Here is an 11,526-nt window from a genome sequence, read left to right as displayed (position 1 = left end):
AGGGGCGGGTTCCTCATACCGGGGTACCGAAAATCGTCACCCGCCCCTTGTCCTTTCAATGATATGAGACGAGCGAACCGCATTGAACACCGGTAGACTGCCACGGTTCAGACGGGCACTGAGCAACGGTATGGCTGTGGGCCGGGCGCCGATTTCTGGTACCCCAGCATGAGGCGCCCGGCCCACAGCCATACCGTTGCGGACCACGCACACCAGAAAAAAACGTAAAAACACAAGAGATCCAAGACATGAGCACCGAAGCCACGCTGATCAAACAACACCTGATTGACCCGGAAATCTGCATCCGCTGCTACACCTGCGAAGCGATCTGCCCCGTGGGTGCGATCACCCACGACTCGCTCAACTACGTGGTCAAGGCCGATGTCTGCAACAACTGCATGGACTGCATCTCGCCATGCCCCACAGGCTCCATCGACAATTGGCGCATGGTGCCCAAGGCCAAGGCCTACAGCATCGAAGAACAACTCCAGTGGGACGAACTGCCCGCTGATCTCAGTGCTGAAGAACTGGCCGAAGCAACAGGTGACACGGGCGGAGGTGATGCCGCTGTCGCAGAACAAGAAGCGCAAGCCGCTGTGCAAGCCGCAGCCTCGTCATCATCGGCTGTCAGCACCGCAGCGGCTTCAGGCTTCAACTCGGCCCAGTTCGGTGCGACCCTTCCGCCTTGGTCGGCTGCCCACGCCTACACCAACCTGTATGGCCCCAAAGCCTTTGATAAATCCATCACCGCCACCGTCACCGGCAACCTGCGTGTGACCGAAGTCGGCCAACAAGAGGGCCAGCAAGACTACGACACCCACCACATCGTGCTCGACTTTGGCAACCTGCCCTTTCCGGTGCTCGAAGGCCAGTCGATTGGCATCCTCCCGCCCGGTGTGGATGCCAAAGGCAAGCCGCACCACGCCCGCCAATACTCGGTGGCCAGCCCGCGCAACGGTGAGCGCCCTGGCCACAACAACCTGTCGCTGACCATCAAGCGCGTGCTGGAAGACCACGACGGCCAAGCGGTGCGCGGCGTGGCCTCCAACTTCATGTGCGATTTGAATGTCGGCGACAAGGTGCAGGTGATCGGCCCGTTTGGTGCGAGTTTCCTGATGCCCAACCACCCCAAAAGCCACATCGTCATGATCTGCACCGGCACCGGCTCTGCACCCATGCGGGCCATGACCGAATGGCGCAGGCGCCTGCGCGCCAGCGGCAAGTTCGAGGGGGGTAAACTCATGCTGTTCTTTGGCGCCCGCACACCAGCCGAGTTGCCATACTTCGGGCCGCTGAACAACTTGCCCAAGGACTTCATTGACACCGAATTTGCTTTCTCGCGTGAAGTGGGCAAACCCAAGCGCTATGTGCAAGACGTCATGCGCGAGCGCGCGGCCGACATCGCGCTGCACCTGAAAGACCCGAACACCTGTTTTTATGTCTGTGGCTTGAAGGCCATGGAAGAGGGCGTGGTCATGGCCTTGCGCGACATCGCGCAAAGCGACGGGCTCGATTGGGACAGCATCGGCGCGGCGCTCAAAAAAGAAGGCCGTTTGCACCTCGAAACCTACTGAGCACGCATGGCCAACAGCACCCACATTGGCCTGGACCAAGTTCGCCAGCAACTGCGCCAGCCCCGCACCCAACTCAAAGGCCGTCAGGCCTCGCCAGAGGCCCGCGCCCAAGTGCAGGCATTGATCGGCCTGCCAGCCGCCGAAGGCCATCGCCGTGACCTGCTGATCGAGCACCTGCATGTGCTGAATGACCACTTCCACGGCCTGTTTGAGCGCCACCTCGTGGCCTTGGCCGCCGAGATGCGATTGCCCGTGGTCGAGGTGTTCGAGGTGGCTTCGTTCTACCACCACTTCGAGATCCTGAAAGACGAGGAAACCGCTCCACCCATCACCGTGCGGGTGTGTGACAGCCTGAGTTGCAGCTTGGGCGGCAGCGACACACTGTTGCGTCAATTGCAGACCGAATTGCTGAACATGAAAGTGGTGCCCGTGCCTTGCTTGGGGCGCTGCGAGCAAGCACCCGCAGCGCAGGTGGGGCAGCAGGCCGTGGCCTTTGCGACAGCCGAGCGCGTGGCACAAGCTGTGGCGCAAAACCAGACCACGCCCAATGCCTTGCCCGACGCGATTCGGCTGGCGGCTTACCGGCAAGCGGGCGGCTACCAGTTGGCGCAGCAGATCGCAGCCGGTGAAAAAGACCATGAATCTGTGCTCCAGTGTCTGGAGTCTTCGGGCCTGCGCGGCCTGGGCGGCGCGGGTTTTCCGGCCGGGCGCAAATGGCGCATCGTGCGCAGCCAGCCCGGGCCGCGCCTGATGGCGGTGAACATCGACGAGGGCGAGCCCGGCACCTTCAAGGACCGCACCTGCCTGGAGGTCGACCCGCACCGCTTTTTGGAAGGCGTGCTGATCGCCGCCAGCGTGGTGGCTTGCGAGGCGGTCTACATTTATTTGCGCGACGAGTACCACGAAGCGCGTGTGTTGCTGACCGAAGAACTGGCGGCCTTGCAGGCCCACCCGCCTTGCGCTTTGCCGCACATCGAGTTGCGCCGAGGCGCGGGCGCTTACATCTGCGGCGAAGAGTCGGCCATGATCGAGAGCATCGAGGGCAAACGCGGCGAGCCGCGCATGCGCCCGCCCTACATCGCCGAGGTGGGCCTGTTTGGCCGCCCCACGCTGGCGCACAATTTTGAGACGCTGTATTGGATTCGCCAACTGCTGGAGCAGGGCGCTGACAGTTTTGCATCGCAAGGCCGCCATGACCGAAAAGGCTTGCGACGCTTCAGCGTGAGCGGTCGCGTCAAACAACCGGGTGTCAAGCTCGCGCCTGCAGGCATCACCCTGCGTGAACTGGTGGACGAGTATTGCGGCGGCATGGCCGAGGGGCACACGCTGTACGCCTATTTGCCAGGCGGTGCCAGTGGCGGCATCTTGCCCGAGCGCTTGGCCGACGTGCCGCTGGACTTTGACACGCTGCAGCCCTATGGCTGCTTCATCGGCTCGGCCGCCGTGGTGGTGCTGGGCCAGCACGACAGCGCCCGCGAAGCGGCACTCAATGTGATGCGCTTTTTTGCACACGAAAGCTGCGGCCAGTGCACGCCTTGCCGGGTGGGCACCGACAAGGCGGCGCAGCTGATGGCCAAGCCGCTGTGGGACGCCGACACTTTGCAAGACCTCGCACAAGTCATGGGCGATGCCTCAATTTGCGGCCTGGGCCAGGCCGCGCCGAATCCGATCCGGTGTGTGCTGGCTTACTTTGCCCACGAAGTGAAAGATGGATCGCCACGCTCCGCTCGCGATGACGGGGAGGGTGTTGATGGCGGCAAGGCTCGTGATGACGCTGATGGGGGCGGCACCCCCAAAAAAACCGTCATTGCGAGCGAAGCGCGGCAACCAGTCATTGCGAGCGAAGCGCGGCAATCTGCGATTGCGAACGAGCCAGTGGAAGATGGCCATGAACAACCTGTCATTGCGAGCGAAGCGCGGCAATCTGCGATTGCGAACGAGCCAGTGGGAGATGGCCATCAGCAACCTGTCATTGCGAGCGAAGCGCGGCAATCTATGGTGGAGTGGTCAGAGGTTGCAGGTGGATCGCCACGCTTCGCTCGCGATGACGAAGAGGGGCGTGATGAGGTGTTGGGGCGGAATGAGGTGTTCGGGCGGAATGACGAGGCGGAGCGTGATGGTTCAGTGAGGCCCGAAGAAGGGGCGTTGCGCAACGACGCCAATCAGGAAGCGAAGCCATGAGCACGGTTCAATTCACCCTCAATGGCCAAAGCGTGCAAGCGCCCGCTGGCAAAAGCATTTTCAACATCGCCAAAGAGCTGGGCATCCAGATTCCTCACCTGTGCCACCAAGAAGGCTTGACGCCTGATGGCAATTGCCGCGCTTGCGTGGTCGAAATTGACGGTGAACGGACCCTGGCCCCCAGCTGCTGCCGCAGCGCCACGCCCGGCATGCAGGTGCGCACCCACAGCGAACGCGCCGTCAAAAGCCAGCAGATGGTGCTGGAGATGCTGCTGGCCGACCTGCCCGAGCAGGGCCACAAATGGCTGGACGACCGCGCCGAGGCGCCACACGGCGAACTGAGTCAATGGGCTGAGCACTGCGGCGTGCAAGTTCGGCCTGCATTGGCCGCGCTCAGGCGAGAGTCTGTGCCCGCCGATTTGTCGCACCCTGCCATGGCCGTGAACCTGGATGCTTGTATCCAGTGCAACCGTTGTCAACGCGCTTGCCGCGACTTGCAGGTCAACGATGTGATCGGGCTGGCTTTCAGGGGGGCACACACGCAGGTGGTGTTTGACCTGGCCGACCCGATGGGCGGCAGCTCGTGTGTGGGCTGCGGTGAATGTGTGCAGGCCTGCCCCACGGGGGCGCTCATGCCCAAGAGCCACATGGGACCGCAAACCGTCGACCGCGAAGTGGACTCTGTGTGCCCGTTTTGTGGTGTGGGCTGTCTGGTGACATTTCAGGTCAGAGACCCGGACCCGACAGGGGCCGTTCCAGCCCGAATCGTCAGCGTCAAAGGCCGCGCAGGCCCGGCCAACGAAGGCCGTTTGTGCGTCAAGGGCCGTTTTGGCATGGACTACATCCACAGCCCGGACCGCATCACCCAGCCGCTGATCCGCAAAGCGGGCGTGGCCAAAGACCTGGGCTTGATCGACGGCCACACCGACTGGCGCGAAGTGTTCCGCGAAGCGACCTGGGACGAAGCACTGCATTTGGCTACCCAGCCCCTCAACGCCTTGCGTCAACAACACGGCCCCAAATCGCTGGCCGGTTTTGGCTCGGCCAAAGGCAGCAACGAAGAGGCCTACCTTTTCCAAAAGCTGGTGCGCACCGGCTTTGGCAGCAACAACGTGGACCACTGCACCCGCCTGTGCCACGCCTCCAGCGTGGCGGCCTTGCTCGAAGGCGTGGGCTCGGGCGCGGTCAGCAATCCGGTGCGCGATGTCGCGCACTCAGACCTCATCCTGGTGATTGGTGCCAACCCCACAGCCAACCACCCCGTGGCGGCGACCTGGATGAAGAACGCCGCCAAAAGCGGCACCCGCATCGTGCTGGCCGACCCGCGCATCACCGACATCGGGCGTCACGCCTGGCGCAAGCTGCAGTTCAAAGCCGACACCGATGTGGCGCTGCTCAATGCCATGCTGCACGTCATCGTCACCGAGAACCTGTGCGACGAGCGCTTTTTGCGCGAGCGTGCCGACAATGTGGCTGCGCTCAAGGCCCATGTGCAGGCCTTCACACCCGAGGCCATGAGCGCGGTCTGCGGCATCCCGGCCGACACCATCCGCGAAGTGGCGCGGGCCTACGCCAGCGCCAAAGCCGCCATGATTTTGTGGGGCATGGGCGTGAGCCAGCATGTGCACGGCACCGACAACGCACGCTGCCTGATCGCGCTGGCCAGCATCACCGGGCAGATTGGCCGTCCGGGCACCGGTCTGCACCCGCTGCGTGGTCAGAACAACGTGCAGGGTGCGAGTGACGCAGGGCTGATCCCGATGATGTACCCCAACTACCAGCGGGTGAGCGACAAATCGGCGCACGCTTGGTTTGAAAAGTTCTGGGACACGAAGTTGGACGATTTGCCCGGCTACACCGTGGTCGAAATCATGCACAAGGCCTTGGCCCCCGACAGCGACCCGCACAAGGTGCGCGGCATGGTCATCATGGGCGAGAACCCGGCCATGAGCGACCCGGACTTGAACCATGCGCGCCATGCGCTGGCCAGCTTGCAGCATTTGGTGGTGCAAGACATTTTCTTGACCGAAACCGCTTGGCTGGCCGATGTGGTGCTGCCCGCCAGCGCTTGGCCCGAGAAAACCGGCACGGTGAGCAACACCGACCGCACGGTGCAGATGGGCCGCCAGGCCGTGCTGCCACCGGGCGAGGCCAAGCCTGATTTGTGGATCATCCAGCAGCTCGCAGCTCGCATGGGCTTGAACTGGCATTACGCAGGCGAACACGAGGGCGTGGCCCAGGTGTACGAAGAAATGCGCCAGGCCATGGCCCCGACCATGGGGGGCATCGACTGGGCGCGCTTGAATGCCGGCTCGGTCACCTACCCCTGTGTCAGCGCCGAAGACCCGGGCCAGCCGATTGTTTTTCACGACCAATTTCCCACCCCCGATGGGCGCGTGAAACTGGTGCCCGCCAGCCTGATCCCGGCCAACGAGCAGCCCGATGCCGATTACCCTTGGGTGCTGATCACCGGGCGGCAGTTGGAGCATTGGCACACCGGCAGCATGACGCGCCGCGCCACGGTGCTGGACGCGCTGGAGCCTGCGGCCACCGCCTCGCTGTGTGGCAGCGAGATGGCCCGCATGGGTTGGCTGCCGGGTCAGCGCATCCGCGTGGCTTCGCGCCGTGGGCAGGTCGAATTGACGCTGCGCCAAGACGACGGCACGCCGCCTGGGGCGGTGTTCATCCCGTTTGCTTATGTGGAAGCGGCGGCCAACGCCTTGACCAATGCGGCGCTGGACCCCTTTGGCAAAATTCCCGAGTTCAAGTTTTGCGCGGTGCGCATTGAGCCAGCAGACCCCCGGGGTGTGTGACTGGTGCTTTTTTAAAGTGGCGCTGCCCAGCCTGGCGTGGGGGATTTTTGGGTGCTCGGCAGCTGCCATCCACAGTGTCCGCACCCGAAGGCTTGGCCTGGGGATGGTGCCGGCACCGTGACCGGCACCTGCACCTGCACTCGACAACGTGCCACTTGCACTGAGCTGGGCCCGCTGAGCCCTGACAGGCTGAGCCCGAATTGCCAAGCTGAATGCGGCCCCAGAGCCGACTTCATATGGGCATTGGGCTTGGCACTGAATAACCCTTGGGCTGGATGTGGCGTATCGTTCGCATTTCACCAATTCAACGACCGACCGAAAGCCCTTGAATGTCTGCACATGTTTTGTCAGAAATGGCGGTGCTCATGCGCCGCGAGGCCGTGCAAGGGCCCATGGCCCGTTGGCAATCGCACCGCTGGGTGCTGGCCGAGGTGGTGCCGCAAGAGCCCGGTTTTGGCGATCAAGCGCGTTGCCTGCGCCAAACCGACGATGAGGCCTTGTGGCTTTATCCCGGTTGGCGTCTGGAGTTGTTCACCGACGATGCCGAGGGCTATTGGCTCAACCTGAGCTCGCCCACACCTTGTATTTTTGTGATGTGGCGCATGCAAGAAGAGGCCTCGCCCGACCCCATGCCCCGCGCTGTGCCGCAGGCCATGAGCTTGAGTTACCACGATGCCGGGCGTTGGCTGGATGCCCAAGAGACGGTAGAAAACGTGCCTGCGCCCCCAGAGCTGCTCGCCTTGTTGCGCTCCTTTACCGAGGCCTTTTATGTACCAGAAGAAAAAAAACGCCAACGTCCGCAAAGTTTCCAGGGCCTGACCGACCGTTTTGGCCAACCCGCCTCGGTCAGCACCGAGGAAAAACGCAAAGGCGCTGGCACGGCTGGACAACAGGGCCCAAGGGGAGTCGGGCATGTGGGTGTCCAAAAGGGAGAGGGTCCATGAGCGAGCCGTTTTTGAGCCGTTGGTCCAAACGCAAGCAAGCCTTGGCCCATGGCTTGCCAGCCGACGAGCCTGCCCCCGATGTGCCCGCGCAGGCCACGGCACACAGTCTTGCCCCCCAGCCCGGCACACCGCCTCAGTCAGCGCTGCGGGTGGCTTGTGCGCCAGTGTCGGAGTCAAGCGCTGCACCCAACACAATGCCAAACACAGCGCCCAAAACAGCGCCCAACACAGCGCTTTCGGGCACCGACCTGAACACCCCCCCCGGCGTGAGCGCTGGCGCTGCGCAGGCTCAGGCCAGCGACCGTGCGCCGCCGCCCGAGTTGCCCACTTTGGAGGACGCGAGGGCCTTGACCCCAACGTCGAACTTTCAGCCCTTCATGCGGCAAGGCGTGGCCTCCGATGTGCGCAACGCGGCGCTTAAAAAACTTTTCACCGACCCTCACTTCAACGTGATGGACGGCTTGGACATCTACATTGGCGACTACAACACCCCCGATCCCTTGCCTGCAGGTATGTTGCAAAAAATGGTCGGGGCACAATTTCTGAACCTGTTTCCCAAACCGTCCGAGACCACCGATTCAGACCCGGCGACCCACGCCGGGTTGGCTCCATCCGACGGGTCGAAACCAGCAGACCCCGCGCAGGCTCAGCCCCCGGTCAAGCCTGAGCAAAGTCCGGTCCTCCCGCAAAGCCCGCCAAATGTGGCACAGTCGCCGCCTTTGATCCCTCCACCAGACTTGCCACAAGACTTGTTCTCCACAAGCCCTCGGCAAGCCCCTGCCCAACTGCACAATGACCACCCTGATTTGCAATTGCAACCAAACCATGCCCCTGCAAGCCCAAGCCCTGGGCCAAGCACTGGGTGAAGATCTGAGCCTGCACACCACTTTGTGCCGCCGCGAGGCCGGGCAATTTCAAAAGGCCGTAAAAACCGGCGAGACCGTGGTGCTGGCTTGCACCCAAGAAAAACGCCTGTTTTCGGAGCTGGCCGAACAAACCGTTGGCGCGATCTCGCCGATCCGTTTCGTCAACATCCGCGAGACCGGGGGCTGGGGCCGCGAGGCCGAGCACGCCACACCCAAAATCGCCGCCTTGTTGGCCGCGGCCCGCCTGCCCGAACCCGAGCCGGTGCCCACCGTCACCTACAAAACCGAGGGACGCGTGCTCATCATCGGCGCCATCGATGCGGCCGAACGTGCCGCCAGCTTTTTGGCCGATGCCATGCAGGTCACGGTGTTTGCCCAAGGCCCTGGCGGCAATGGGGGTCAGCAAGAGCGTCGTTTTCCGGTGGTTTCGGGACGCTTGCAAAGCCTGAAGGGCTGGTTGGGCGCGTTCGAGGTGTCGTGGGATGCCAGCAACCCGATTGACCTGGACCTGTGTACCCGCTGCAACGCCTGTGTGGCCGCTTGCCCTGAGCAGGCCATTGGCCTGGATTACCAAGTCGACCTCTCGCGCTGCAGCACACACCGTGACTGCGTCAAGGTGTGCGAGGCCGCTGGCGCCATCGACTTCACGCGCGAAGCGCGCCCGCAAACCGAGCGCTTTGACGTGGTGTTGGACTTGCGCGCAGATTTGGCCGCGCCCACTTTCACATCGCACGCCTTGCCGCAGGGCTACTTCCGCTGGGATGGGCAAGACCTGCCCACCTTGCTCAAAGTGCGCGAACTGGTGGGCGAGTTTGAAAAGCCCCGCTTTTTTGCCTACAAACAAAAGCTTTGTGCGCACAGCCGCAACGAACAAGTCGGTTGCAGCGCCTGCATCGACATCTGCTCGGCCGAAGCGGTGCGCTCGGACAAAAGCCGCCAACAAATCGTGGTCAACCCCAATTTGTGCGTGGGCTGCGGGGCCTGCACCACGGCTTGCCCCACAGGAGCCCTAACCTATGCCTACCCGCGCCCGGCAGAGCAAGGTGGCAAGATCCGCGCATTGCTCTCGGCCTACCAGGCCGCTGGTGGACGCGACGCCGCTTTGCTTTTACACAGCCAAGAACAAGGCCAAGCCCTGATCAACGAGCTGGGCCGGGGTGCGCAGCTGGGTGTGCTGCAAGGCGTGCCCGCCCGCGTCATGCCCGTGGCGCTGTGGCACACCGCCAGTGTGGGCATGGAGTTGTGGCTGTCGGCCGTGGCCTACGGTGCGCGCCAGGTCATGGTGCTGCTCACCCACGAAGAAGCGCCGCAATACCGCGCCGCCCTGATGCAACAAATGGCTGTGGCCCAAAGCCTGCTGCACGGCTTGGGTTACACCGGCGTGCATTTCCAGTTGATCGAAGCCAATACCGCAACATCATTGGATGGCGATTTGCAACGCCTGTGCGCCCGCAGCCTCAAAGCCGCCAGCCTGCCCACAGGCCCGGCCACCGCCGCCCGCCACGCGGTGCAGGCCGAAAAGCGCAGCAACTTGGAGCTGGTGATTGACCACCTGATGGCCCAGTCGCCCGTGATGGCCATGGACGAGGGCACGCGCCCCCAAGCCTTTGATTTGCCTGCTGCGGGTTCGCCCCTGGGCAGCATCACGGTGGACGCCAACAAGTGCACCTTGTGCATGAGTTGCGTGGGGGCCTGCCCCTCCTCGGCGCTGCAAGACAACCCGCTGCAGCCCGAGCTGCGCTTTGTCGAGAAAAACTGCGTGCAGTGCGGTCTGTGCGCCAAAACCTGCCCCGAAAACGCCATTTCCTTGCAGCCGCGCCTGTCCTTGCTGCCTGAACGTGCGCAGCCGCGTGTGGTGCACAGCAGCCCGCCCTATGCCTGCATCCGCTGCAGCAAGCCCTTTGGCACGCTCAAGGCGATTGAAACGATGCTGGGCCGATTGACGGGCCACAGCATGTTTCAGGGCCCAGCGCTGGAACGCCTGAAAATGTGCGGAGATTGCCGTGTCATCGACATGTTCACCGACGAAAACCAAGTGCGCATCACCGATGGCCAGTCGCCCCGTCAACCGAAATAAAGGCTTGTCATGAACCCAGACCTGAACTTGTCTGCCAGTGGCCACGCGCTGGACGAAGAAACCGCGCGTGCCGAAATTTACGGCCTGTTGTCCCAGCTTTTTTACGCTGCGCCACCAGCACAGTTGTTGGGCCAATTGCAAGTGGCGGTGACCGAAGCACCCGCTGCGGGTGCCTTTTTAGAAGAACCATGGCGAGATTTGGTGGCCTGTGCGCGCACGCTGACCCCAGCCCAAGTTGCCTTGGAGTACAACCGTTTGTTCGGCGGTGTGGGCAAGCCCGAGCTGTACTTGTATGGTTCACATTACCTCAGTGGTTTTTTGAACGAAAAACCACTGGTGCGTTTGCGGGACGATTTGGCCATGCTGGGCTTGGGACGCACACCGGACATGTCGGAAACCGAGGACCACGCGGCTTATGTGTTGGAGGTCATGCGTTATTTGATCGCAGGTGACGACGTGGCGGTGGCCAACTTGACCCACCAAATGGCTTTTTTCACACACCATGTTCAGCCTTGGGTGCCGCAAATGTGTCAAGCGGTTCAAGCCCATCCACAGGCTTTTTTCTATGCCAAACTGGCTGGTTTCACATCGGTTTTTTTGAGTGTTGAGTTACAAGGTTTTGATCTGTTGACGTGATTGAATTTTTTTTTATCGTCTTGAAAATAATCACGCGCCAAACACGGGTTTCCACTTAGCTTCACACCCTTTCGTGCGGCCATAATCGCAGACCAAGCGGTAAGTTTTTGCGCTTGTTTGTTCAACTTGAGACAACCCATGACCCAAAACCAAGACATTTCCACCTCGGCAAGCGAGGCCACCGATACCAGCCGTCGCCGTTTCTTCGGCAAAGCGGCCACTGCAGCCGTGGCTGTGCCATTGGCCGGTGTGCCCATGATCGCTGTGGCTCAGGCCCCTGTCGTTTTCAAGATGCAAGGCTCTTGGGGCACCAACGAAATTTTCAGCGAGATGGCCCAGCAATACGTCACCCGCGTGAACGAAATGTCCGGTGGTCGCCTGAAAATCGAGTACCTCCCCGCTGGTGCCGTGGTCAAGCCTTTCGAAATCATCGAT

General features: G+C 62.3%; 6 protein-coding genes and 2 pseudogenes. All 8 read left to right on the top strand.

The annotated features are described in order from the left end of the window. Nucleotides 1-248: 248 nt before the first annotated feature. A complete protein-coding gene (gene boxA / locus ACIQ39_RS15860; RefSeq protein WP_396435573.1) occupies nt 249-1,574 on the top strand; it encodes a benzoyl-CoA 2,3-epoxidase subunit BoxA in 1,326 nt (441 codons plus the stop codon). 6 nt (nt 1,575-1,580) lie between these two features. Next, nucleotides 1,581-3,278, top strand: a pseudogene (locus tag ACIQ39_RS15855) (NADH-ubiquinone oxidoreductase-F iron-sulfur binding region domain-containing protein); the annotation flags it as partial. Nucleotides 3,279-3,751: 473 nt separating this feature from the next. Beyond that, nucleotides 3,752-6,568, top strand: coding sequence for a formate dehydrogenase subunit alpha (fdhF, locus tag ACIQ39_RS15850; RefSeq protein WP_396435572.1), 2,817 nt, complete (start codon nt 3,752-3,754; stop codon nt 6,566-6,568). 329 nt (nt 6,569-6,897) lie between these two features. Next, nucleotides 6,898-7,512: a DUF3305 domain-containing protein gene (locus tag ACIQ39_RS15845; protein ID WP_396435571.1), complete on the top strand. Its 615-nt coding sequence runs from the start codon at nt 6,898-6,900 to the stop codon at nt 7,510-7,512. Beyond that, on the top strand, nt 7,509-8,378 hold the full coding sequence (locus tag ACIQ39_RS15840) for a DUF3306 domain-containing protein (RefSeq protein ID WP_396435570.1): 870 nt from the start codon (nt 7,509-7,511) through the stop codon (nt 8,376-8,378). Before ACIQ39_RS15845 ends, ACIQ39_RS15840 begins: the two co-directional genes overlap by 4 nt. Beyond that, complete coding sequence (locus ACIQ39_RS15835; protein ID WP_396435574.1) at nt 8,338-10,455, top strand: 4Fe-4S dicluster domain-containing protein; 2,118 nt, start codon at nt 8,338-8,340, stop codon at nt 10,453-10,455. Before ACIQ39_RS15840 ends, ACIQ39_RS15835 begins: the two co-directional genes overlap by 41 nt. Before the next feature lie 9 nt (nt 10,456-10,464). Further along, nucleotides 10,465-11,091, top strand: a complete 627-nt coding sequence (locus ACIQ39_RS15830; RefSeq protein WP_396435569.1) for a molecular chaperone — start codon at nt 10,465-10,467, stop codon at nt 11,089-11,091. Between the two features lie 138 nt (nt 11,092-11,229). Next, nucleotides 11,230-11,526 (top strand): annotated as a pseudogene (locus ACIQ39_RS15825) (C4-dicarboxylate ABC transporter); the annotation flags it as partial.

This window comes from Limnohabitans sp. (assembly GCF_044361645.1).
Classification (GTDB): Bacteria; Pseudomonadota; Gammaproteobacteria; order Burkholderiales; family Burkholderiaceae_C; genus Limnohabitans_A.
Note: the sequence above shows the minus strand (reverse complement) of the source record. Positions and strands in the feature narration are given on the sequence as shown.

What these genes read in the sequence shown, in the direction of transcription:
- boxA (WP_396435573.1), top strand. Translation starts at nt 249, where the DNA reads ATGAGCACCGAAGCCACGCTGATCAAACAACACCTGATTGACCCGGAA.
- fdhF (WP_396435572.1), top strand. Translation starts at nt 3,752, where the DNA reads ATGAGCACGGTTCAATTCACCCTCAATGGCCAAAGCGTGCAAGCGCCC.
- ACIQ39_RS15845 (WP_396435571.1), top strand. Translation starts at nt 6,898, where the DNA reads ATGTCTGCACATGTTTTGTCAGAAATGGCGGTGCTCATGCGCCGCGAG.
- ACIQ39_RS15840 (WP_396435570.1), top strand. Translation starts at nt 7,509, where the DNA reads ATGAGCGAGCCGTTTTTGAGCCGTTGGTCCAAACGCAAGCAAGCCTTG.
- ACIQ39_RS15835 (WP_396435574.1), top strand. Translation starts at nt 8,338, where the DNA reads ATGCCCCTGCAAGCCCAAGCCCTGGGCCAAGCACTGGGTGAAGATCTG.
- ACIQ39_RS15830 (WP_396435569.1), top strand. Translation starts at nt 10,465, where the DNA reads ATGAACCCAGACCTGAACTTGTCTGCCAGTGGCCACGCGCTGGACGAA.